Source organism: Bradyrhizobium sp. WYCCWR 13022, from assembly GCF_030435535.1.
Lineage (GTDB): Bacteria > Pseudomonadota > Alphaproteobacteria > Rhizobiales > Xanthobacteraceae > Bradyrhizobium.
In genome coordinates, this window is the sequence record NZ_JAUIZJ010000006.1 from 24982 (window position 1) to 47542 (window position 22561).

Genomic DNA, 22561 nt, shown 5'->3' on the forward strand with positions numbered 1-22561 from the left:
TTCACCTGCGGCAAACTGCCCGGCGCGGCCTGATCGACCGAGCGAGATGCTTCGGAGGCTGCATCCTGGCGCAACCGTGAGCGGCCCCGCGGAATGCAAGCCACGGCCGAAGGCAAGAAGACTTCGAGTAGATCGCAGAGGTCGTGCGCGTCTCACTAGCAGCAGCTGATCGCTCTCGAACCGCACCTCCCGTGCGCCAGATGCTCTCGGTGTTCGATTGGTTCCATCACAAGCCGCGTCGACATAGACCTGGAAATCGGTTGCCTCTCTCGCTCGCCCACCCCTAGGATATCGGCGATGATCGCTGCGCGTGACGGCCCGGGTTGAAGGGAGCAGAAGCGATGCCGAAAGCGGAGAGCTTCCCGATCGAAAAGATCCACATTCCGGCCAAAAGAAGCAGGGCGCTCCAGCCGGAGCGCGTTCGGGAGCTCGCGGAAAGCATTCTGGAGACCGGGCAGCAAGCGCCCATTTCCGTTCGAGTCGATAAGGATCAGTTCATTCTGGTTGAAGGATTGCATCGCCTTGAAGCCTGCAGAGCCCTTGGCGAAACATCCGTCATTGCCGTCGTGGTCCAGGCAGAAAGTCCTCAGCATAGAAGGCTGCTCTCCGACAGCACCGAGCTGGAGGCCGAGCGCGACAAGATGGTGCGGCTGAAGCAGCTTCGGCTCGAGAGAGAGGCAGCCGCTGCGGTCGCCGTCCCGTCAGCCAAATCTGGCGCATCCCCGCCGCGACCGAAGCGAACGGCGGCAGTATCGAGGCCCGGACCGCAAACCCTGTCACAATGGATCGCCCGTCAGAAGAGCGACGGCAGCCGCTACTGATCTTCTTTGCGCACGCTCGACTTGCGCAGGATACCGATTGACAGCCCTACGCACCGGGACTGGCGGGCGGAGTAAACGTGATCGGTTCAGGAACGCATCGTACAATTTTCACTAGACGACCAGCGGGGTCTCGTGGGTAGAACGCAACTCGAATTCATTTAGGTAACTAAACACTCCTTAATCCCGATGCACCCGTCCCGCCAAGTCTCGGGTCTACGATTAACCGAGGCCACCGATTGCGCGCCGATCAACTGGCCAATGCCCATGTTTGGCCATAGCTTATTTGACCGATCAGCGGCGAGCCTGAGCATGGGCTGCGGAACGCTTTGCAAGACCGGCCCACGATCCGAAATCATTGAGCTGGCTTAGAATACGACCACGACGGATGCAATGAACGACAACGCGAACACACCTGGCTCCGCCCTCGTAGGGGATGTGCAAGCCGAGCTTCCCGAGCATTTTGATTGGAGCGCGTTGGCGTTACCACGGTCGAAGCCGATTCCGGTTTCGCCAACCAGCGCCGCCAGCGCCTCTTTGGAAGTCGACAGTGCATCTGGCGGTGACCGGGTTTCCTCGCAAACCACACCGCCTGTTGATGAACCCGATCGTGAACCCAGTGCTGGGCCAATCTCTCTACCTGGAGACCCAACCAGTGTAGCTGCGAGTGCGCTGGACCCCATGCCGGAGGCTGCGCGCGGCGAGGAGCCCAGTGTGCTTTCAAGCCCGCCGGCAGCAAAGACACCTCCAGTCATCAGCCTTGAGCCGTTGGCCGTGGTGAAAGCGCGCCATCCGCCGCTTCCCTTGCCGAAGGATCGCATTCTACGATTGCGCTTTTCCGATGTCGGCGAGCCGAGCGAACCGGGCGAACATCGCTCTCGCTTCGGCCTGGTCGAAATTACGCGAAACGATCTCGCCGTCTGGAAGGCCTTTCCGAATGCCGTCTTCACGGTCATACAGCCTTCGCCCTACTCGAACGCGATGATTTCCCGACTTGGGACCTTCGAGGTCTGACCGGCCCTGCCCGCGCCGCCCGACCGTGAACGCTTTCGTGGGCGGCGAACAACAACGTCCTCCAACGTCTTCGAACGGATTTGAATTGGCCCGTTGATTACCCCTGAGGTAATCGAATTGGGGCCCGCATCGGCGCATCTTCGGTCACGACAGGAGATGACCATGATCGCGCTGCTGCTCTACCGCTTTCTCGCCGATCACTTTGGACCCTGGGCGATAGCTTTTGCGACCCGGATGCTGGCGCGTGGGCTGAACATGCCCGAGCCACTGGTGCACTCAACCGGCGACTATGTCCTCGCGCAGGTCTCCGCCTTCGAGCACAGCATCGGCAGGAGCCTCTGCCCGTTCCGCCTCACCCGCCTGCTCCGCGCCTGCTGGCGCGGACGGCATTGATTTCACCTCGCGCCCAACCAACCATGGAGACCTCTCGTGATCCACGCATCCAGATTCCTGCGCGGCGCCCTGTTTGCCGACACCGTCTTCAGCGGTATCGCCGCAATCGGCTTCACTTTCGGTGCCGGCGCGTTCGCGGCGCTGTTCAATCTGCCTGAAGCACTTTTGCGCGAAACCGGCCTGTTCCTGATCGCCTATACTGCGCTGGTCGGCTGGCTCGCCTCGCGCACAACGGTGCCGAAGCCGCTCGTGCTCCTGGTCGTCGTCGGCAACGCCGCGTGGACCGTCGGCAGTATCGCATTGTTGTTCTCTGGCACGACCTCACCGAACCTCGCCGGCGAGGTCATGGTCGTCGCGCAGGCGATCGCAACCGGCGTCTTTGCCGAGCTGCAATATGTGGGCTTGCGGAAGAGCGGGAACGCGGTGGCTGTATGAAGCCAGTGCTCGATGCGCTGCGTTAGCGGCACACGACGGGCGCAACGCGCGGGCTACGCCCGCGCGCGGCCCTTCGGCGTGGCAACGGCATGGCCGTTGAGCTTCTTCTTGACGCTCTTTGCGCCCCTGGCGGCTGCCTTCTCCGCCTTGCGCTCCGCGCGCGCCTTCACCTTGGCCCGTTCGACACGGGCTTCGGCGCGCTGTTTCTTGCGCTTGTTTTCGCAGGAGGGGCACTTGCAGCCGATCGGCTTCAAATAGGCTTTGAAATAGTCGGTGCCGTAGTCGTAATTGATCTCGTCGCCGGGTTCGATGTTCTTGATGGCCCGGATGAACACCTTGCGCTCGCGCGGACGGACGTCGGATTCCGCGTTGGGACGGCAGGAGTGGTTGATGTAGCGCGCGAGGTTCTTGCGCACCGAGCCGTCGATCGTCCAGCGGTTGTTGAGCTCGAACAGATATTTGTTCTCGATCTCGTCCTGCGCTGGAATGCGGCAGTCCAGGATCGGCCCGAAGTAACGGATGATCCTTGTGCCCTTCTTGATCGGCATGGTGGCGAAGAGGCCAAGTCCGGTCTTGGAACGGCCGACACGGTAGGATTTGCGGGGAGCGATGGCTGGCATGATCAGGTGTAACGAGGACGCGGACCAGGCTGCGTGAGCCCGAGCGGAGCCGCTCTTCTAGAACGATTCCGCACCGCTGTCAGGCCTGTCCCTGTGACGTTTGATGCTTGCCCACAGTGAAAAATGTGCAAGCCGCGAGTTCCGCGGCATCTCGTATGACTAGGCACCTTCTTTGATCCGCCGATAGCGTGCCAGCAGACGCTCTCCCTTGGCCGCAATGCGCCGCGCGGCCGCGACTGTCTTCGGCACCGGCTCGCCCCAGGCGTGGGCCGATAGCGCGAGCCGTGTCGGCCGGCCCCTGGCATCGACCAAAGGCGGCAGCTTCGCGCGGCCGTAGAAGCGCACCGCCCAGCTGCCCTTCCGCCGCATGTCCTGCGGCGTCATCTCGGATTCACGTTTGGTTACGCCCGGCCGCAAATGTGCGCCCTGCTTGCGTGCAAAGGCCTTGCGGCCCGCCGCGGTCAGGCCGCCGCGCGGATCCTTCGCAGGCGCCGAGGCGCCGCGCTTGCGTCCCTTTGCGCTCTTCCGTGCTGTGGTCTTGCGCGCAGCGGCCTTCCGCGTCTTTTTCGTCGCTGACGTTCCGGCGGATTTCGTCTTGGTCCTCTTCCTGGCTGCCATGCGAATGTTGTCCACGAGGTTGGGATAGCGGCGACCGGCACGACGGGCGCGCACCTTCGCCGCCGATTTCTCCGCGGAAGTAAGATGCTTTGACGCTTTACCCGCCCGCTTGCGCGGGTTTTGGCGTTTCCAGGGCGCGCGAGATGATCTTGCCATGGGCGTCAACGCCCGGGCACGGCAAGGGTTCATAGCGAGGATTGCGAACGTCTCGTCCGATCAGGTGCTTGGCAGCCGTCCGGCCACCGTCGACTTCAGGATCGCCTCCAGAAGCTGCTCGGCCGTCGTTCCATCGGGCAGCCGCTCCAGAATATCCTCGAGCCGCCCGTCGAGCAGCAGCATGGTGAAGCCGTGCACCATCGACCAGGCCCGCGCGATCGCGGCGCCCTGCTCGATCGTCAGCGCGTTGCCTCTGATCGGCTCCTGCCGCATCGCGCCGATGGCATTAGCAAGTCCGGCAAACGAGGATTCAGCGGCCTCGTGCAGCGAGGGCCTGGAATAGTCGAGCCGCTCGGTACGGAACATCAACCCGTACATGCCGGGATGGGCCTGGGCATACGCGACATAGGCCTTGGGCCGCGCCAGCGCCCGCTCCAGCGGCGAGGTGGCCGCGTCGCAGGATGAGGCCATCGCCGCGTTGAACTGGCGGAAGCCGATCGCCGCGAGTTCGCTGACGAGTCCGGTGAGATCACCGAAATGATGGGTTGGCGCCGCATGCGAGACGCCCGCCTCTCGCGCCACCGCGCGCAACGTCAGACCGGCGAGCCCGTCGCGCTCCAGCACCCGTTCGGCGGCTAGAAGCAACGCCTCGCGCAAGGCGCCGTGGTGATAGGGCGTCTCGGTCTTCGCGCTCGCAGGGCGACGCGCCGGACGAGATGCCGGCGATGTCTTTTTGGGGCGGCGCGGCGTCTCGCCGGTGGTGTCTCTCTTGGCCATTTACAAGCTATATGACGCAATATTGACAGTGTAAAGATTTCACTTGACGGAAGCCGCGCTTGGTTCTATGGCATCTTTACGATGTAAAGATAGGAGGGATACGCCGTGCATCAGGATGCGACCGCCGAGCGCCGCAACAACATCGCGCCGATTCCATTCGAGGCGGATGCGCCGTTCCTCAAGGTCGTCGGCGAATTGCCGCGCGAACTGAACGGCACGCTCTACCGCAACGGCCCCAACCCGCAGTTCGACTCGCCAGGCGCGCACTGGTTCGTCGGCGACGGCATGCTGCACGCCTTCCACCTCGAGGAGGGGCGCGCCAGTTACCGCAACCGCTGGGTCCGCACGCCGAAATGGCTCGCCGAGCATGATGCCGGTCGTGCGCTGTTCGGCGGCTTCGGCCGCAAGCTCCCGGGTGCGCCGCAAAACCTGACCGACGGCGGCGTCGCCAACACCAACATCGTCTTCCATGCCGGCAAGCTGCTCGCCCTTGAAGAAGGACATCTGCCGACCGAGATCGAGCCGGGCACGCTGGCAACGCGCGGCTACGACAATTATCAGGGCGGCGTTGCCGGTCCCTTCACCGCGCATCCGAAGGTCGATCCCGTTACGGGCGAACTGGTGTTCTTCGGATACAACGCGGCGGGACCGCTGACGCCTGCCCTCTCCTACGGATCGATCGATGCGGGCGGCAAGGTCACACGCTTCGAGCGTTTCGAGACGCCCTATGCCAGCATGGTGCACGACTTCATTGTCACCGAAAATCACGTGCTGTTTCCGATCCTGCCCCTGACCGGCAGCATGGAGCGCGCGATGAGCGGCAAGCCGCCCTATGCCTGGGAACCGGAGAAAGGCGCCTATGTCGGCGTGATGAAACGGAGCGGCACGGCGGAAGATATCGTCTGGTTCCGCGGCGAGGCCTGCTACGTCTTCCACATCATGAATGCGTGGGAGAATGGCGGCCGCATTGTCGCCGACGTCATGCAGTTCGAAGAAGCGCCGCTGTTTCCTCATCCCGACGGCCGGCCGACGGATCCGGAGAAATCGCGCGCCCGCCACTGCCGCTGGACCTTCGATCTCTCCGGGAATACCGACCGCTTCCAGCAGACCTATCTCGACGACCTCACCGGCGAATTCCCGCGCATCGACGATCGCCGCGCCGGCTTGAAGAGCCGTCATGGCTGGTACGCCTGTGCCAATCCGCGTCTGCCGATGTTCGGCGCACTATCCGGCATCGTCCATGTCGACGGCGCCGGCAAGCGCCTCGGCCAATATCTGCTGCCGGCGGGCGACACCATCTCTGAGCCTGTGTTCGTCGAGCGATCGAAGGATGCGGCGGAAGGCGACGGCTGGCTGCTGGCGGTGGTCTGGCGCGCGCTGGAGAACCGCAGCGACCTCGCCGTGTTCAATGCCACCGACATCGAGGCCGGCCCCGCCGCGCTGGTGCAGCTCGGCCATCGCGTGCCCGACGGCTTTCACGGCAACTGGGTGGGAGCACAGTAGCTCCCACCCTCACTCCTTTGCGAATGTCATCAGGGAGACTTCGCATGCACGTCCCCACCATCACGGCGAACTACCTCGCGATCCTCGCGCTGATCTACGCTGCGCTCGCGTTGCAGGTCATCCGGCTGCGACGGAGCAGCGGCGCCGCGTTCAATGACGGCGGCAATGATGGCCTGCGCAGCGCGATCCGGGCCCATGGTAATTTCATGGAGTACGTCCCGATCATCGCGCTGATGATCGCCCTGCTCGAAATGTCCGGCGCATCACCACTGCGCATTCACATGCTGATGGGCGCACTTGTGCTGTCGCGCCTGCTGCATCCACTCGGCATGTACGCGAGGCCGGGCTCGCTCCGATTCATGATCTGCCGCGCCGGCGGCATCTTCCTGACCATCGGCCTGTTGATCTCCTGCGCCCTCACCATCCTGTCGCGCCTGCCCTGGGCGGCATTTGCCGATGAATTGACCGACCAAGCCATTGCGACCATTCAATTTCTAGAAGTCATTCACGTCATTTTGACACTGTAAAGATTTTGCTTGACCGGCTCCTTGGCCTGAACTACCAATCTTGACATCGTAAAGATTAGTGCGACCGAGGCGACCATGACGATCTTCCTGATCCTTGCCCCCTACGGCGTCTACACCCTCCTGATGTTCATGACCTCGGCCACGGTCAGCGTGTTCACGGCCTCCGCGATCTGCCTCGCCACGATCGCGATCGACGTGGCCCGGGGCCGCTCGATCAAGACCCTGGCTGCCGGCTCGGCGATCCTGTTCGCTGGCATCGGCCTCTACCTCGCGCTCCGCGGCCCCGTGCTCAGCACGCTCGGCGTCAAGCTCTCGGTCGATATCGGCATCTTCGTCATCTCGCTCGGCTCGATGCTCGCGCGCCGCCCTTTCACGCTGCAATATGCGATCGAGGCCGTTCCGGCCGAGACCGCGGCAATGCCCGGCTTCCTCACCGCCAACTACATCATCACCGGCGCATGGACCGTGGCCGCCCTGCTGATGATGGCCGCCAACATTGTGCTGCTCTACTTCCCGGGCCTGCCGGTCTGGCTGGGCCTCGCGGTCGCTTTCGCCGCACGCAACAGTGCGATCTATTTCACCAAATGGTATCCCGAATATCGCCAGATCAAGTATGGTGCGCCTTCCGGCGCGCTGTCCGAAGCCAAGTGAGACAGGACCGACAATGAAGGACGTATTCGCCCGCCTCGCCTCCGACTTCCTGTCGGCTATCGTCTTCCTGGTGATCTATCTGGTCACCGACAACGTCATCCTGGCGACCTCCGTCGCAATAGCCGGCGCGATCGCGCAAGTGATCTACGCGCGCGTCAAGGGACGCGAACTCGGCTACATGACCTATGCGAGCCTCGCGCTCGTCGTCGTCCTCGGTACAATCACGCTGCTGACCAATGATCCTCGCTTCATGCTGGCCAAGCCTGCGATCGCGCATTTCGCGATCGGCGCGATCATGCTCAAGCGGGGCTGGATGCTGCGCTACATGCCGCCGATCGTGGTCGAGACCGCACCCGAATATGTCACCGCTGCGGGCTACGCCTGGGCCGCGCTGATGTTCGCCCTCGGCGCCGGCACGATCGCTGTCGCCGCCACCGGCGATCTGAAGCTGTGGGCTTTCTACATCTCCGCGGTTGCGGGCGGCGCCAAGGCTCTCGCCTTTGCCGTGCAATACCTCGTGTTCAGGCTCGTCGTCACCAGCCGCCGGCGCGCCGCCGCCCGCGCCTGAATGCCGCCCCAAGGAGCGTCGAAGGGACGTTAGGCAGCAGCTTCAAGTTAGGCTATAGGCTCGGTTCAGGACTGGCTGCGAATGATCGCAACCCGCCGGAATAGTGTTCGGGAGACGCGAATGGCCGTGGACGGCAACTGGAATCTGACCATGACGACGCCGATGGGTGAACGCCAGGCGACGCTGAGCCTGAAGGCCGCGGGCGGCACGCTCACGGGCACACAGGGTGCGGAAGGCAATACCGCCGAGATTTTCGACGGCACCGTCTCCGGTGACAACGTCTCCTGGAAGGTCTCGATCACCAACCCGATGCCGCTCACGCTCGAATTCACCGGCACCGTCTCCGGCGACAGCATGAGCGGCGAGATGGGCATCGGCCCTATGGGCAGCTTCCCGTTCACGGGCGCGCGCGCCTGATCTTACTACCTCGCCCCGCTGTCGCGGGGCGAGGTCAAGAGCTAACCCAGATTCAACTCCTTGAAGAAGTCGTTCCCCTTGTCATCGATGATGATGAAGGCCGGGAAGTCGACGACCTCGATGCGCCAGATCGCTTCCATGCCGAGCTCGGGATATTCGAGCACCTCGACCTTCTTGATGCAGTGCTCGGCGAGGTTCGCCGCCGCGCCGCCGATCGAGCCGAGATAGAAGCCGCCATACTTCTTGCAGGCCTCGCGCACGGCCGGCGCGCGGTTGCCCTTCGCCACCATCACCATCGATCCGCCGGCAGCCTGGAACTGGTCGACGAAGGAATCCATGCGACCCGCCGTGGTCGGACCGAACGCGCCGGAGGCGTAGCCTTCGGGGGTCTTGGCCGGGCCGGCGTAGTAGACCGGATGATTCTTGAAATAGTCAGGCAGCGGCTCGCCCTTCTCCAGGCGCTCGCGGAGTTTCGCATGCGCGGAGTCACGCGCCACGATCATGGTGCCGGTCATCGAGACCCGCGTCTTGATGGGATGCTTCGAGAACGTCGCCAGAATGTCCTTCATCGGCTGGTTGAGATCGATCTTGACCACTTCGCCGCCGAGCGACTGCTCGACCTGCGGCAGATACTGCGCCGGATTGTGCTCGAGCTCCTCGAGATAGACGCCGTCCCTGGTGATCTTGCCGAGCACCTGGCGGTCGGCCGAGCAGGACACGCCGAGCCCGATCGGGAGCGAGGCGCCATGGCGCGGCATCCGGATCACGCGCACGTCGTGGCAGAAATACTTTCCGCCGAACTGCGCGCCGACGCCGAGCGACTGCGTCATCTTGTGGATTTCCTTCTCCATCTCGACGTCGCGGAACGCGTTGCCGTCGGGCGAGCCGTGGGTCGGCAGCGCATCGAGATAGCGGGCGGAGGCGAGCTTCACCGTCTTCATGCAGAGCTCGGCCGAGGTGCCGCCGATCACGATCGCAAGGTGATAAGGCGGGCACGCCGCGGTGCCGAGCGTGAGGATTTTTTCCTTCAGGAAGGCGAGCAGCCGATCCTTGGTCAGCACCGAGGGCGTCGCCTGGAACAGGAAGCTCTTGTTGGCGCTGCCGCCGCCCTTCGCCATGAACATGAACTTGTAGGCGTCGTCGCCCTCGGCGTAGATCTCGCACTGCGCCGGCATGTTGTTGGCGGTGTTCTTCTCCTCGTACATCGACAGCGGCGCGACCTGCGAGTAGCGCAGATTGCGCCGCAGATACGCATCGCGCGCGCCTTCCGACAGCGCGGCCTCGTCATCGCCGTCGGTGATGACGTTGCAGCCCTTCTTGCCCATGATGATCGCGGTGCCGGTGTCCTGGCACATCGGCAGCACGCCGCCGGCGGCGATGTTGGCGTTCTTCAAAAAGTCGAGCGCGACGAACTTGTCGTTCGGGCTCGCCTCGCCGTCTTCCAGGATCGCGCGCAGCTGCTTCAGATGTCCGGGACGCAGATAGTGATTGATGTCGCCAAAAGCCGCCTCCGACAGCGCCCGCAGCGCCTCGCGTGACACCACCAGCATGTCCTTGCCCAGGACCTTCTCGACCCTGACACCCTCGGACGTGATCTTCTTGTACGGCGTCTCGTCCTTGCCCAGCGGAAACAGCGGCGTGTGCTTGTAGGGCGGAACGGGCTTGGACTGGTCGGGGAAGGCGGTGGGAGCGTTCATGGGGCGATCTCGGGTTCTGGAGCCCTCACGGGCCTCTAAGCATAGAAGCGTTCTAAGCTTTTTTGCCGCAAAGGGAAGGCGTTCCGGCGCGGCCGGGGCATCCCGATTCGGTGCCATTGCGGCCATTTTTTTGTTGCCCGCCTTCCGCCGGCAAATAGCTTTAGTCGTGCCCGGCCGAGCGGGGTTGCACCCCTTGCACTTCGCGCGCGGCGACGGTTGAATGCGCGCCCTAAGGGGCTTTTCATCATGATTTTCAAACTGGACTTTCGCGGCGCGATGCTGGTCGCCGCCGCAACCATCGGCCTTGTGACCCTCGCCCCGTCGGCGCGCGCGGACCAGTGCGACGACATCGCCAAGCAGCTCGCCGGCGGCATCGACGGGCTGAAGGTCAACTTCAAGGCCGCCAACATCATCTACCTCACCCACCCCGCGGCGAAGGAGCTGTCGCTCGGCTGCCGCTCCCAGGGACAGGCCTATTCCAACGAGCTCTATGCCAAGGGCGACCGCAAGCCGACGCCGCAGTTCTATGAACTGGTGGCGTCCGCGGCCGCGATCATCTTCACGGTGACGAAGGACGACACCACGACCGGCGCGACGCGCTGCCTGAAGCGCATGGGCCTGTTGCGCGGCGACAAGATCACCATGCGCTACAAGCGCCTCAACATGGAATGCACGCGGACGAAGAAGGAAGCTGCAATCACCATCACGCGGCCGAAGGACGAGTAACGGCGCATCTATCGCACCGGATCCCTCGCATTTTAACGATTGGCTTGACGGACCTTTCGTCCCCTCCGGGGCAAGGTCAATTGTGTCAATCTGTGAGGATTTGTGGATGAGCGTTTCCAGCGTTGCGCCGCCGCCTGTCACGATCGTGGTCCCGAGCTACGACACGACCAAGCAGCCGGACGACCAGACCAAGACCAGGGACAACGACCCGACCTATCAGCCGACGCCGCCCGCGCCGCTGCCGCCGGGTCAGGGCACGCGGATCGATCAGCTCGCCTGATCGCGTTTGCCTGCGATGGATCGCCCGGTCCTGGTGACCGGGCTTTTCGCGTATCCGGTCGCATATTTGCCGGATAGCGCTGCGAGACTCGTGCGAGAATGCCCGGGGGAACCGCGCATGATCGCACGCCTCTTGTTGCAGAACACGATCTTCGTCGTCGCGATGGGCGCACTGTTGTTCGCCTCCGCGGGCACGCTGCATTGGCCGTCGGCCTGGGTGTTCCTCGCCACCTCCGCCCTGCTCGGCCCGCTCTGCGGCTGGTGGCTCTACCGGATCGATCCGGGGCTGCTGGCAGAGCGGCTCCGTCCGGTGATCCAGAGGGAGCAGCCGCGCGCCGACAAGGCCTTCATCGTTATCTTCATCGCGGCCATCCTGGGCTGGCTGATTGCGATCGGTCTCGACCGGTTGCCTCCAACGTGCCGGTCGCATTGCAGGCCCTCGGCTTCGTGCTGTATCTCGGCTGCACGGCGTTCACGATGTGGGTATTCCGCGAGAACTCGTTCGCCGCACCTGTGGTGAAACTGCAGGCCGAGCGCGCCCAGCATGTGATCTCGACCGGGCCCTACGCCCATGTCCGCCATCCCATGTACAGCGGCATGATCATGTTCTTCGCCGGCGTGCCGCTGCTGTTGGGCTCATGGTGGGGACTTGCCGTGGCGCCTGTCCTTTTGATCCTGCTTGCGATCCGCATCCACATCGAAGAACGCACGTTGCGCGCAGGACTGCCGGGTTATTCCGACTATGCCGCGCGGGTGCGCTATCGCCTGCTGCCGGGCGTGTGGTGATTCATGCGTCCAGCTCGCGATAGCGCCTGAAGATGCCCTGCTCGTTGAAGGGAATCCTGCGCTCGCTTGCAAGATAGGCCTTGATGCCCGGCCGCGACGCGACGCGGTCGTGCAGGTCGACGAGGCCAGGGATCTTTTTCTCGAACGCCTTCATGCGCTTGGGAAAGGCGTAGCGCAGCCCGTCCACGATCTGGAACAGCGAGAGATCGACATAGGTTAGCCTGCGACCGGTGACATAGACACCACCATGGTCATCGAGAAGCTGCTCGAAATAGCCGAGATATTTCGGCACGCGCTCATCCCAGAATTCGGCGGTACGCTTCTTCGCCGGCGCCTTCTGGTCTTCATAGTAGAGCGAAGGCCCGAGCGGATGATGGGTGTCGTGGATCTCCAGCACAAAGTCCGCGATCGTCAATTGAAGCTGGTGCACCCAGAGTTTCCCGGCTTCAGTCTTCGGCGCGAGCCCGTGACGAGCGCCGAGATAGAGCAGGATGTTGGCGGTCTGGCCGATCACGAGCTTGCCGGCTTTCAGGAACGGCGGCGCAAAGGGCGGTGTGCCCTTGTGGACCTCCATCATCTTCATCATGGCGCCGCTGCCGCGCGATCCGCGCGCAACGTCGACGTAAGCCGCCCCCGCCTCCTCCAGCGCCAGCCGCACGTATTCGCCGCGCCCCTGGATCTCGGGCCAATAGTAGAGCTCGTATGTCATGAGACAGTCCTTTGCGACGCGCAGGACAAGCCTAGCACGTGACGCAAGTTCCGTCAGAGTGGGACGGAGAGCACTGGACCCCAAACAAAAAGGGCGCCGTGCCGAAGCACGACGCCCTCGCTTGTCGCTATGAGCGCGATCAGTTGGTCTGCTGGATCGCCGACAATTCCCAGGGGCTGCCCGGGCGGCGGGCGAAGGTCCAGACCTCGGTGACTTCGCCCGGCTGCTCGCTGCCGGCGACGACCGCGCCGGTGTTGCGGTCGACCGTTTTGTCGGTGAGCGCAAAGCGCATCGCCACCGTCGCGTAGTCGGTCTCGCCTTCGCGCCAGGCTTCGGCGAGGTCGCCCTGCAACAGCTTGACGTTGGTCACCTTGTTGACCGCGTTGCGCGCACGGTTCTGGGCAAGATCCTGCTCGAAATAAGAGACCATTTCCGGCGTCGCCAGCGTGTGCAGCTTGGCAACGTCCTCGTTCGACCACGCAGACTGGATGTCGCCGAGCAGACGCTCGAACGCCTCGTAGTCGTCGGGCTTGATCTCGAGCGGCGCGTTGTTGGCGCCGAAGCCGAAGCCGCCGCCAAGACCCGAGCCGAGCCCACCACCGAGACCGCTGCGATAGCTCGTCTGCGGACCCGAACCGGTGTCAGCGCCGCCGGCATAGGCCGCCCGCGGCGAATTGCGTCGTTGCCACCAGGACATTCCCAGCCGCACCACGAACACGACGAGCGCGATCTGGATGATCAGGCCCAGGATCGACGACAGGCCGCCGAGGCCGCCGAACAGGCCGCCACCGAACAGCATGCCCAGAAGGCCCGCGCCGAGGAAGCCGGCCGCAAGACCACCCAGGAAGCCACCGCCGCGGCCGAACAGGCCGCCGCGCGCAGGCGCAGCACTGTTCATGCCGGCGCCCGGCTGGCTATAGGTGCGGTTGAATTGCGAGGTCGAGCCAGGCGCGGTCGTGGTCGACGGCGGGGCCGAGAAGGTCCGCGAACCGCGCGACCCCGACGAGAAGCCTCCGCCGACGCGGGCGTCAGCGGAGGAGATCGCAAGCGCCGTCGGCAGCGCGAGCGCCAGGACGACGGCAATCGTCTTCACGAAACTGCGGGACCATTGCGAGAACTTCATGTGCGTTTCCCAAATCCCCGGCATGGGGACGTGCCAGTAAGATGGGCAGCCTTCATCAAAATGGAAGCCGGTTTCGGAACCCGCGGCTGCGGCCCTCAGTCGCGGGGATGTGGCAAAAGCCCATATTTACCGGGGACTTGGCCGGATGGGAGCGGGAACCACGGTCGCCTGTTACCGGTGAAATGTCGATTCACGATGAACGGGTTTTCGCCTCGTCAACGCGGGCGCAGCCGCGCGCTCACCCCTGCTTCGTCATCGTCTCCTTCACCGCCGCCACGAGTTGGCTGAGCGTGAACGGTTTTGGCAGGAAGTCGAACTGCTGCCCCTCGGGCAGGCTCTTCTCGAACGCATCCTCGGCGTAGCCGGAGACGAAGATGAAGCGGATGTCGGGGTTCTTCTCCCGCATCGCCTTGAGCAGCGTCGGTCCGTCCATCTCCGGCATCACGACGTCGGAAACGACGAGATCGATCGCACCGCTCTGCTCTTCCAGCACCTCCATCGCCTCGACGCCGTTCTCGGCCTCGACGACGGTATAGCCGCGCGAGCGCAGGCCGCGGGCGTTGAGCGCACGCAGGCCTTCCTCGTCTTCGACCAGCAGGATCGTGCCCTGTCCGGTCAGATCGGTGCGAGACTTGGCCTCGACCGCGGCGGGGACGGCTTCCTTCGCAGCACCGTTCGTCGCGACGCTCGCAGCCGCAGGCTGCTCGACCTGGACCTCGGGCTCGGCGTGATGGCGCGGCAGGAAGATGTGGAAAGAGGTGCCGTGCCCCGGTTCGGAGTCGACGTAGATGAAACCGCCGGTCTGCTTGACGATGCCGTAGACGGTTGAGAGGCCAAGGCCGGTGCCCTTGCCGACTTCCTTGGTCGAGAAGAACGGCTCGAAGATCTTGTCGCGGATGTCGGCGGGGATGCCGGTGCCGGTGTCGGCGACTTCGATCCGCACATAATCCGCGGCCGGCATGCCCTTGTAAGCGAGCCTGCCCGCCTCTTCGGTCGCGACATTGGCCGTGCGGATGATCAGCTTGCCGCCGTCGGGCATGGCATCGCGCGCGTTCACCGCGAGATTGACGATGACCTGCTCGAACTGGGAGACGTCGACCTTGACCGGCCACAGGTCGCGGCCGTGGATCAGGTCGAGCTTGACCTTCTCGCCGATCAGGCGTCGCAGCAGCATGGTGAGATCCGACAGCGCATCGCCGAGATCGAGCACCTGCGGCCGCAGCGTCTGCCGCCGCGAGAAGGCGAGCAACTGCCGCACCAGCGTCGCAGCCCGCGTCGCATTCTGCTTGATCTGCATGATGTCCTGGAACGACGGATCTGTCGGCTTGTGCGCGTTCAGCAGGAAGTCGTTCGCCATCATGATGGCGGAGAGCACGTTGTTGAAGTCGTGAGCGATGCCGCCGGCGAGCTGACCGACCGTCTCCATCTTCTGCGACTGGTTGATCTGGTTCTCCAGTGCGCGCCGCTCGGTGGTCTCGAGCATGTGCACGATGGCGGCTTCCGCGTCATTCTCGGCCGCGTCGACGGGCGTGACGAAGAACTGGCCCCAGCGCTCCTTGGTGCCTTCCAGCGCAACCTCGACCGGAGCGATGTCGGCCTGGCCCTCGGCGGCCTGGTTGATCGCCGCGATCACCAGATGACGGTCGCGGGCATTGATGGCGCGGAAGATCGACTTGGAGGCGCTGTCGAGCCCAAGCCCCTGCGCCAGCTTGGCATAGCGCGCGTTCGCCCGCACGACGTTGCCGCCCCGATCGACGGTGGCGATCGCCATCGGCGTGTGGTCGAAGAAGCGCATGAAACGCACTTCGGCGGCGCGATCGGGATCGCTGCGTTCGTCGCGGGCGCGGCTGATGACGAGCGTGCGGGACGGCCCCGGTGCGCCGTCGGCGCCGAAGGCGAGCTTGTGATAGAGCCGGACCGGCATGGTCTTGCCGGTGCGCATGCGCAGATCGATGTCGAAGACCTCCGTCTTCACTTCGCCCGGCACGGCCACGATCGAGCTCAGCAGCGAAGTGCCGTCGCCCGAGACGATGTCTGCAAGCCTCAAGCCGCCCGAGCCGATCTCGGCGAGATCGTAATCGAGCCAGTTCGCCAGCGTCGCATTGACGTAAGCGAGTTCGCCGGCGGGATTGACCGAGAAGAAACCGCACGGCGCGTGATCGAGGTATTCGATCGCGTGCTGGAGCTCCTGGAACACGTCCTCCTGGCGCTCGCGATCGCGGGTGATGTCGGAGATCGACCACACCGCATATTTGGCCTCGCGCTTTCCGGTGCCGAGCGGACGCACGCGCATGCGCAGCCAGCGTCCCTGGCTGCCGTCCTGGCCGGAAATGCGCACCTCTTCCTGCTGACGCTTGCCCTCGCGCGCCGCCTTGAGCAGGCGGAACACCGCTTCGGAAACGTCCGGATTGCCGATGAAGACACGCTCCACCGGGCGAACGTCCTGCGGGCCGGCGGCGCCGGTCAGCGTCAGATAGGCTGCGTTGGAATAGACCACATGGCCACGGGGATCGGTCACCGCGAGACCGTCGAAGGCGTGATCGGCAATGCGCCCCATCACGGGATCGTCGAGATTGCGGTCGACGAAGCGGATGATACCGGCGGCGAAGGCGAACAGATTGAACAAGCCGATCATCGCCAGCACGGCGAGAATGCCGAGAATATAGGGCTGCGCCTGCGCGCGCCCGAGCGTCATCAGCCCGACGGCGACAGCAACAAGGCCGGTGGCCACAAGGAGCACCAGCGCAATGCTGCCCGAGCGCGGCGACGGTTCTTGCGCCGCAACGGGCTCGCGTGACAGGTCGTGGTCGGTCTCGGCGGTCATTTCACGCAGGTTTGGCCTGTCGGCAGAGAATCAACGCGCTTCGGGGGCACGTGGGGTCCTCCCTGCCTGAATCGGACCCGCAGACGCAAGGGCGGCGGGGCGAAAGCGTACGCTGATTCCCAGCTTACAGCCATTTCCGGTACTTTTCGGGGGTTTTATTGCCGTGCGGCGCTAAAACCGCGCTTCATCCGCATCACGTAGCCGATGACCTCGGCAACCGCATGGTAGTGCTCCATGGGGATTTCCTGGTCGATCTCGACGGTGGCGTAGAGCGCGCGGGCCAGCGGCACGTTCTCGACGATCGGAATGTCGTGCTCGCGCGCGATTTCCCGGATCTTGAAAGCGAGGTTGTCGACGCCCTTGGCGACGCAGATCGGCGCCGACATGCCGCGCTCGTAGGACAGCGCCACCGAATAGTGGGTCGGGTTGGTGATGATCACCGAGGCCTTGGGAACCGCCGCCATCATGCGCTTCTTGGAGCGCTGCTGGCGCAATTGCCGGAGCTTGCCCTTGATGTGCGGGTCGCCTTCCGACTGCTTGAACTCTTCCTTGATCTCCTGGAGCGACATCTTCTGCCGCTGGAACCAGCTGCGGTACTGGAAGAAATAGTCGCCGATGGCGATGATCGCGAGGGCTGCGACCACCGAGCCGAGCAGGTGGACGATCATGCCGGTGGTGGCACCGAGCATGGCCATTGGATCGAGCTTGACCATCGCCTCCATGCGGTGCCGCTCCGGCCACAGGATCGTGGTCATGACCGCGCCGAGCACGACGAGCTTGCCGATACCCTTCAGGAAGTTGGCCCCCGCCTGCTTGCCGAAGATGCGCTTGAAGCCCGCTGCCGGCGAGAGCTTGCTGAATTTGGGCGTGAGGGATTCGGCCGACCACACCAGCCGGTGCTGGAGCATGTTGCCGGCAATGGCCGCGATCACCAGCATCAACAGCGGAACGCCGACTGCGGCGAGCACCGCGACCTCGATCTGCCGCATCAGTGCGAGCAGGTTCCCGGGATCGGTCTTGATCATCCAGGAATTGGCCAGCAGATTGCGCATCGGCGTCAGCAGCCCGCTGCCGACCGAGCCTGAGAAAGTCGAGATCACGAGCGTACCGCCCGCGATCATGAACCAGGTGTTGATCTCCTGGCTTTTGGCAACGTCGCCGCGTTCGAGCGCCTGGTCGAGGCGTTTTTGCGTCGGGTCTTCTGTTTGACTCTCTGGATCGTTGTCTTCCGCCACGTAGCGCCCGCTTTCCGAAGTTCGTCACTTTCGCGGCCCCCGTGCACGAACTTCGGAAAGCACAGGGGCGCTACGAGACTCTCAATTTGGCTAGTGCCGCTGATCGATTTGAAGTTCCTGGTCGAACGCGAGGCTTGCCCTGTAGGAACTTCAAATCGGCGGCACCAGCTCACCTACTTGAGCGGCAGCATCTGGTGCATGACACCGATGAAGTAATCGAGATAGGTGCCCATCATCGCCGTGAGCACCACGGCCAGCACCATGAAGCCAGCGAAGATCGATAGCGGCACGCCGACGAAATAGACCTGCATCTGCGGCATCAGGCGCGCCAGCACGCCGAGCCCGATATTGAAGACGAGCCCGAACACCAGAAAAGGCCCCGACAGCTGCAAGCCGAGCAGGAACGCTGCGGAGAAGGCGCGTGTTGCCAGCGACGCTACGTCGCCGCTCGATACGGTCTCGCCCGGTGCGAAGATCGAATAGCTGTCATTCAGTGCCGCGATCACCAGATGATGACTGTCGGTGGCAAACAGCAGGGTCACGCCCAGCATGGTCAGGAAGTTGCCGACCAGCACGCCCTGCTGCCCCTGGGTCGGATCGACCGAGGTGACGAAGCCGAGCCCCATCTGCTGCGCGATCACGGCGCCCGCGACCTGCAGCGCCGACAGCGTCACGCGCGCGGTCGCGCCGAGCACGATGCCGATCACGATCTCGTGCAGCATCATGACCAGCATCGGCGCGAGCGAGCCCATGTCGACCTGATAGGCGTTGCGATGCAGCGGCAGGATGATCAGCGTCAGCAGCAGCGCGATCGACAGTTTCACCCGCGCCGGGATGTTGGTCTCGCCGAGCCCCGGCAGCAGCATCACCATCGCGCCGACCCGGGCGAAAGCGAGCATGAAGGCCGCGGCGAGCGCCGGCAGCAGCGAGACGTCGATGCGCATGGTGGGCGCATAGTGCCTCAGCCGCCGATGATTCGCGACGAGATCCGCAGCATGTGCGCGTGGAGGGCATCGGCCATGAACGGTAGCGCCAGTAGCAATGTGGCAAAGATGGCGAGAATCTTCGGCACGTAGACCAGCGTCTGCTCCTGGATCTGCGTCAGCGCCTGGAACAGCGACACGATCACGCCGACCGCGAGCCCGACCACCATCAGCGGTGAGGACACGATCACGATGGTCCAGATCGCATCGCGCGCGACGTCGAGGGTTTCAGGTCCGGTCATTTGCACTTTCCTTGTTCAAGTCACATCCCCGCCAAGCCGACGGGGAACGAAGACCCCTCCCCGTCATTGCGAGCGCAGCGAAGCAATCCAGACTGGTGCCTGCGGAGAGAGCCTGGATTGCTTCGCTGCGCCCGCAATGACGATGAGGCGAGCGCCCGCGCCGAAAATCAGATCGGCATCTTCATGATGTCTTCGTACGCCGCGATCACGCGGTCGCGGACCGAGACCAGCGTCGACACCGCGACATCGGTGTCGGCGACCGCCGTCACCACGTCCATCACGTTGGCCTTGCCGTTGGCCATCGCCACGGTCTGCGCGTCGGATTTGCGGCCGGATTCCACGACGCTGCCGACGGCGTCTTTCAGCAGCGAGGCAAAGGACTGCCCGTTCGGCTCGCTGCCCTTGCCTGCGCCGGTATTTTCCAGCACGCGCGCAAGGTTGGCATAGGCATTGGCCGCGATTGAGGGTGTTGCCATGGCTTGAGAATTCCCGTTCAGGCCTTGAGGATGTCGAGCGTGCGCTGGATCATCCGGCGCGTCGCACTGATGATGTTGACGTTGGCCTCATAGGACCGCTGCGCGTCGCGCATGTCGGTCATCTCGACCACCGAATTCACATTGGGATATTTCACGTTGCCGTTGGCATCCGCCGCCGGATTGCTCGGCTCGTATTTGATGCGAAAGTCGGACTGGTCGGGCTTGATCTTGCCCAGCGTGACGACCTGCGCGTCGAGCGTGCGGTCGAGCGCCGAGGAGAACGTCGGCACCTTGCGGCGATAGGGATCGCCGCCTGATGTCGCCGAGGTCGAATCCGCGTTCGCGATGTTTTCGGAGATCACCCGCATCCGACCGGCCTGCGCCCGCAACCCCGAGGTTGCGATCGCCATCGAGCGGGCAAAATCGCTGCTGTCATTCGCCATGATCCGGCTCCTCTAGCTCTAGCCCTTGCCGATTGCGGTCTTCAGAAGATGCAGGCTCTTCGAATAGAGCGAGGTCACCGCCGCATAATCCATCTGGTTGTTGGCGGACTTCATCATCTCCTCTTCGAGATTGACGGCATTGCCCGCGGGGCGCGTCTCGAAACCTGCATTCCTGTTCTGGTCGAAGCTGGAGGCCGCCCCCGACGGCGTCATGTGCGAGGCGCTGGTCACCGTCATGGCCAGGGTGCCCATCGAGCCTGTGGTGGCGCCGTTCTTGTCGAACTTCGGTTCGACCAGGTCGCGCGGCCGGAAATTGGGGGTATCGGAATTGGAGACGTTTTCGGACAGGACGCGCTGGCGTTCCTGGTGCCACTGCATCTTGGTTCGAAGCGCCGACAGCACCGGAAGATCGTTGATGGACATCGTTGCGGCTCCTTCCGCCTCTTGCGGACCCATGTGCGTACTTGGGTCCGAAGCTAGGCAGAATTTGCCGCGTGTATGGTTAACAAGCGGTTAAGGCGCGTCGGATGCATGTTTCTGATTGAAACATACCATTCTCCCCCCGTGATTCTACGCGTTCCAAAAGCTGCATTAACCCAACCGCTTGGCGATGCAGGGACAGGCCAAGAAGTCGTTTTGGATCGGGCGATTCATGGGTTATTAAGAGTTGGGGACGGCAAAACTTGCCGTGGGACGTTAAGAGATCGCAGTTTTGGGGCATCGCACGCTGGTGGTCGGCTTCTGACCATGGGCACGACGGAAGCGCCATTTACCGAGGACAGGTATGAACGGTAGCCCTATCACCTTCATCGTCGCGTTCATCGTCGTTCTGGCGTTGATCGGCGTCGCGGCGTGGCTGGTCCGCCGATTCGCGACCACCCGGCTCGGCGCCAACACCCAGCGCGGCAGGATGCCCCGGCTCGCCGTGATCGACGCCGCCGCAGTCGATGGCCGCCGGCGCCTGGTGCTGGTCCGCCGTGACAACGTCGAACATCTCCTGATGATCGGCGGTCCCACCGACATCGTCGTCGAACCGAACATCGTGCGCGCCGCCGCTGGCCGCGACCAGATTCCGCAGCGTCCGAGCGCCGCCGAGCCGCCGCGCCTCGCCCCGATGCCCGATGCCGGTAGCTGGGCCGATGAGGCGCCGCGCCCCGAAGTGCTCGACCATCCCGAAACGCAGATGCCGGAGCCGCCGCCGCGGCCTAGCCGTCCCTCTTTCGCCGACGAGCTCCGCCGGCCGGCGCCCACTCTGGCCGAGCGCCGCGGCGAACCGCAGCTCGGCGGCTTCTCGCCCGAGCCGATGCCGCCGCGTCTGGAGCGTGAGCCCCGTCCCGAGCCGATGCCGCCGCGCGTTCCGCGCAGCGAGCCGCCACTGATGCCGCGCCCGCCGCGTCAGGGCGAGCCGCCGAAGATGCCGTCGGTGCGCGCCGAGCGCGCAGTCGCGCCGCCGCCTCCTCCTCCGCCCGTGCCGCAGGCTCCGCCGGTGCCGCCGCCGGCCCCCGCGGTTGCCGCGCCGTCGAGCGCCGAGCAAAATCTCGCCGAGATGGCCCAGCGCCTCGAGGCGGCCCTGCGCCGTCCGGCCGGCGAGACCATCGCGCCGCCGGTCGCGCCGGAGGCGCCCACGGCTTCTCCGCGCGCCGCACGCGTCGAGCCGCCGCCCCCTCCGGCGCCGGCGGCCAAGCCGGCCGCGGAAAAGACCAGCTTTGAAAATCTCGAAGACGAGATGGCCTCCCTGCTCGGCCGTCCGAAGCCGTCTTCGTGAGGCTGCCGTCCTTCCCGCGTAGAGTATTCTTTTTCTCTGTCCTGATCGCCGCGATGTCGCTCGCGATGCCTGCGCATGCGCAGGACATCAGCATCAATCTCGGCGGCCAGGGCGGCGGTGGCGTCACTGAGCGCGCCATCCAGCTGATCGCGCTGCTCACGGTGCTGTCGATCGCGCCGTCCATCCTGATCATGATGACGTCGTTCACGCGCATCGTGGTCGTGCTGTCGCTGCTGCGCACTGCGATGGGCACGGCGACCGCCCCGCCCAACTCGGTGATCCTGGCGCTGGCGATGTTCCTCACCTTCTTCGTGATGGGGCCGGTGCTGCAAAAGTCCTACGACGACGGCATCCGTCCGCTCGTCGCCAACCAGATCAGCGTCGAGGACGCGCTTCAGCGCGCCTCCGTCCCCTTGCGCGGATTCATGCAGAAGAACGTGCGCGAGAAGGACCTGAAGCTGTTTCTGGATCTCTCCGGCGAGCCGCCGCCGGCGACGCCCGACGCGCTTGAGCTGCGCATCCTCGTCCCCGCTTTCATGATCTCCGAGCTCAAGCGCGCCTTCGAGATCGGCTTCTTGCTGTTTCTCCCCTTCCTCATCATCGACCTCGTCGTCGCCTCGGTGTTGATGTCGATGGGCATGATGATGCTGCCGCCCGCGACGATCTCGCTGCCGTTCAAGCTGATCTTCTTCGTGCTGGTCGACGGCTGGTCGCTGGTGGCGGGAAGTCTGGTGCAGAGTTACGGGGGGTAGCGTCGAATGCGGAGCCGTCGCGGA

26 protein-coding genes and 1 pseudogene are annotated in these 22561 nt (G+C 64.2%); 14 read left to right on the plus strand and 13 right to left on the minus strand.

Annotated elements, in window-relative coordinates; genetic code table 11:
• Nucleotides 1-341 precede the first annotated feature (341 nt).
• The 4 genes from QY049_RS11395 to QY049_RS11410 all read left to right on the plus strand — a co-directional run bounded on the left by QY049_RS11395 (nucleotide 342) and on the right by QY049_RS11410 (nucleotide 2660).
• The gene (locus tag QY049_RS11395) at nucleotides 342-821 is read left to right on the plus strand and encodes a ParB N-terminal domain-containing protein (protein WP_194481835.1); all 480 of its coding nucleotides are present in this window, start codon (nucleotides 342-344) and stop codon (nucleotides 819-821) included.
• A 390-nt stretch (nucleotides 822-1211) separates the two neighbouring features.
• Nucleotides 1212-1832, plus strand: coding sequence for a hypothetical protein (locus QY049_RS11400; RefSeq protein ID WP_246755786.1), 621 nt, complete (start codon nucleotides 1212-1214; stop codon nucleotides 1830-1832).
• A gap of 162 nt (nucleotides 1833-1994) precedes the next feature.
• On the plus strand, nucleotides 1995-2225 hold the full coding sequence (locus QY049_RS11405; protein ID WP_194481834.1) for a hypothetical protein: 231 nt from the start codon (nucleotides 1995-1997) through the stop codon (nucleotides 2223-2225).
• Nucleotides 2226-2261: 36 nt separating this feature from the next.
• Nucleotides 2262-2660: a hypothetical protein gene (locus QY049_RS11410; RefSeq protein ID WP_194481833.1), complete on the plus strand. Its 399-nt coding sequence runs from the start codon at nucleotides 2262-2264 to the stop codon at nucleotides 2658-2660.
• 53 nt (nucleotides 2661-2713) lie between these two features.
• Here QY049_RS11410 and QY049_RS11415 read toward each other — a convergent pair whose 3' ends face one another.
• The 3 genes from QY049_RS11415 to QY049_RS11425 all read right to left on the minus strand — a co-directional run bounded on the left by QY049_RS11415 (nucleotide 2714) and on the right by QY049_RS11425 (nucleotide 4831).
• Nucleotides 2714-3280: an SET domain-containing protein gene (locus tag QY049_RS11415; protein WP_194481832.1), complete on the minus strand. Its 567-nt coding sequence runs from the start codon at nucleotides 3278-3280 to the stop codon at nucleotides 2714-2716.
• Nucleotides 3281-3439: 159 nt separating this feature from the next.
• Nucleotides 3440-3898: a DUF6321 domain-containing protein gene (locus QY049_RS11420; RefSeq protein ID WP_246755785.1), complete on the minus strand. Its 459-nt coding sequence runs from the start codon at nucleotides 3896-3898 to the stop codon at nucleotides 3440-3442.
• A 216-nt stretch (nucleotides 3899-4114) separates the two neighbouring features.
• Entirely contained in the window at nucleotides 4115-4831 is a 717-nt protein-coding gene (locus tag QY049_RS11425; RefSeq protein ID WP_194481830.1) for a TetR/AcrR family transcriptional regulator, read from the minus strand.
• 105 nt (nucleotides 4832-4936) lie between these two features.
• Between QY049_RS11425 and QY049_RS11430 the strand changes: the two genes are divergently transcribed.
• The 5 genes from QY049_RS11430 to QY049_RS11450 all read left to right on the plus strand — a co-directional run bounded on the left by QY049_RS11430 (nucleotide 4937) and on the right by QY049_RS11450 (nucleotide 8497).
• Nucleotides 4937-6334, plus strand: coding sequence for a carotenoid oxygenase family protein (locus tag QY049_RS11430; RefSeq protein ID WP_301269345.1), 1398 nt, complete (start codon nucleotides 4937-4939; stop codon nucleotides 6332-6334).
• 44 nt (nucleotides 6335-6378) lie between these two features.
• Nucleotides 6379-6861 carry an MAPEG family protein gene (locus QY049_RS11435; protein ID WP_301269346.1) on the plus strand — a complete coding sequence of 161 codons (483 nt, stop codon included), beginning with the start codon at nucleotides 6379-6381 and terminating at the stop codon, nucleotides 6859-6861.
• Between the two features lie 75 nt (nucleotides 6862-6936).
• On the plus strand, nucleotides 6937-7512 hold the full coding sequence (locus tag QY049_RS11440; RefSeq protein ID WP_194481827.1) for a hypothetical protein: 576 nt from the start codon (nucleotides 6937-6939) through the stop codon (nucleotides 7510-7512).
• A gap of 13 nt (nucleotides 7513-7525) precedes the next feature.
• Nucleotides 7526-8080, plus strand: coding sequence for an inner membrane-spanning protein YciB (locus QY049_RS11445; RefSeq protein ID WP_194481826.1), 555 nt, complete (start codon nucleotides 7526-7528; stop codon nucleotides 8078-8080).
• Between the two features lie 120 nt (nucleotides 8081-8200).
• Complete coding sequence (locus QY049_RS11450) at nucleotides 8201-8497, plus strand: hypothetical protein (protein WP_194481825.1); 297 nt, start codon at nucleotides 8201-8203, stop codon at nucleotides 8495-8497.
• A gap of 41 nt (nucleotides 8498-8538) precedes the next feature.
• On the opposite strand, the gene QY049_RS11455 is transcribed toward QY049_RS11450, so the two are convergent.
• Entirely contained in the window at nucleotides 8539-10194 is a 1656-nt protein-coding gene (locus QY049_RS11455; RefSeq protein WP_194481824.1) for a fumarate hydratase, read from the minus strand.
• A 246-nt stretch (nucleotides 10195-10440) separates the two neighbouring features.
• Between QY049_RS11455 and QY049_RS11460 the strand changes: the two genes are divergently transcribed.
• From QY049_RS11460 to QY049_RS11470, 3 genes and pseudogenes are all read left to right on the plus strand, one after another.
• Nucleotides 10441-10920 (plus strand): hypothetical protein, encoded by a 480-nt coding sequence (locus QY049_RS11460; protein ID WP_194481823.1) that lies wholly within the window; start codon nucleotides 10441-10443, stop codon nucleotides 10918-10920.
• 106 nt (nucleotides 10921-11026) lie between these two features.
• On the plus strand, nucleotides 11027-11200 hold the full coding sequence (locus tag QY049_RS11465) for a hypothetical protein (protein WP_194481822.1): 174 nt from the start codon (nucleotides 11027-11029) through the stop codon (nucleotides 11198-11200).
• Between the two features lie 117 nt (nucleotides 11201-11317).
• Nucleotides 11318-11985 (plus strand): annotated as a pseudogene (locus QY049_RS11470) (isoprenylcysteine carboxylmethyltransferase family protein).
• A 1-nt stretch (nucleotide 11986) separates the two neighbouring features.
• On the opposite strand, the gene QY049_RS11475 reads toward QY049_RS11470, so the two are convergent.
• The 9 genes from QY049_RS11475 to flgB all read right to left on the minus strand — a co-directional run bounded on the left by QY049_RS11475 (nucleotide 11987) and on the right by flgB (nucleotide 20443).
• A complete protein-coding gene (locus QY049_RS11475) occupies nucleotides 11987-12694 on the minus strand; it encodes a glutathione S-transferase (protein WP_301269347.1) in 708 nt (235 codons plus the stop codon).
• A 139-nt stretch (nucleotides 12695-12833) separates the two neighbouring features.
• A complete protein-coding gene (locus QY049_RS11480; RefSeq protein WP_194481819.1) occupies nucleotides 12834-13841 on the minus strand; it encodes a Tim44 domain-containing protein in 1008 nt (335 codons plus the stop codon).
• 214 nt (nucleotides 13842-14055) lie between these two features.
• Nucleotides 14056-16641, minus strand: coding sequence for a cell cycle histidine kinase CckA (cckA, locus tag QY049_RS11485; RefSeq protein WP_194481818.1), 2586 nt, complete (start codon nucleotides 16639-16641; stop codon nucleotides 14056-14058).
• A 155-nt stretch (nucleotides 16642-16796) separates the two neighbouring features.
• On the minus strand, nucleotides 16797-17876 hold the full coding sequence (flhB, locus tag QY049_RS11490) for a flagellar biosynthesis protein FlhB (RefSeq protein ID WP_194481817.1): 1080 nt from the start codon (nucleotides 17874-17876) through the stop codon (nucleotides 16797-16799).
• A gap of 173 nt (nucleotides 17877-18049) precedes the next feature.
• Nucleotides 18050-18820, minus strand: a complete 771-nt coding sequence (gene fliR / locus QY049_RS11495) for a flagellar biosynthetic protein FliR (protein ID WP_194481816.1) — start codon at nucleotides 18818-18820, stop codon at nucleotides 18050-18052.
• Nucleotides 18821-18837: 17 nt separating this feature from the next.
• Nucleotides 18838-19101, minus strand: coding sequence for a flagellar biosynthesis protein FliQ (fliQ, locus tag QY049_RS11500; RefSeq protein WP_194481815.1), 264 nt, complete (start codon nucleotides 19099-19101; stop codon nucleotides 18838-18840).
• Between the two features lie 167 nt (nucleotides 19102-19268).
• Nucleotides 19269-19577, minus strand: coding sequence for a flagellar hook-basal body complex protein FliE (gene fliE, locus QY049_RS11505; protein WP_194481814.1), 309 nt, complete (start codon nucleotides 19575-19577; stop codon nucleotides 19269-19271).
• Between the two features lie 17 nt (nucleotides 19578-19594).
• Complete coding sequence (flgC, locus tag QY049_RS11510; RefSeq protein ID WP_194481813.1) at nucleotides 19595-20020, minus strand: flagellar basal body rod protein FlgC; 426 nt, start codon at nucleotides 20018-20020, stop codon at nucleotides 19595-19597.
• Nucleotides 20021-20038: 18 nt separating this feature from the next.
• The gene (flgB, locus tag QY049_RS11515; protein WP_301269348.1) at nucleotides 20039-20443 is read right to left on the minus strand and encodes a flagellar basal body rod protein FlgB; all 405 of its coding nucleotides are present in this window, start codon (nucleotides 20441-20443) and stop codon (nucleotides 20039-20041) included.
• Nucleotides 20444-20804: 361 nt separating this feature from the next.
• On the opposite strand from flgB, the gene QY049_RS11520 reads away from it, so the two are divergent.
• Together QY049_RS11520 and fliP are read left to right on the plus strand one after the other, a co-directional pair.
• Entirely contained in the window at nucleotides 20805-21785 is a 981-nt protein-coding gene (locus QY049_RS11520; protein ID WP_301269349.1) for a flagellar biosynthetic protein FliO, read from the plus strand.
• The gene (gene fliP / locus QY049_RS11525) at nucleotides 21782-22537 is read left to right on the plus strand and encodes a flagellar type III secretion system pore protein FliP (RefSeq protein ID WP_194481810.1); all 756 of its coding nucleotides are present in this window, start codon (nucleotides 21782-21784) and stop codon (nucleotides 22535-22537) included. Before QY049_RS11520 ends, fliP begins: the two co-directional genes overlap by 4 nt.
• The last annotated feature ends 24 nt before the right edge of the window (nucleotides 22538-22561 follow it).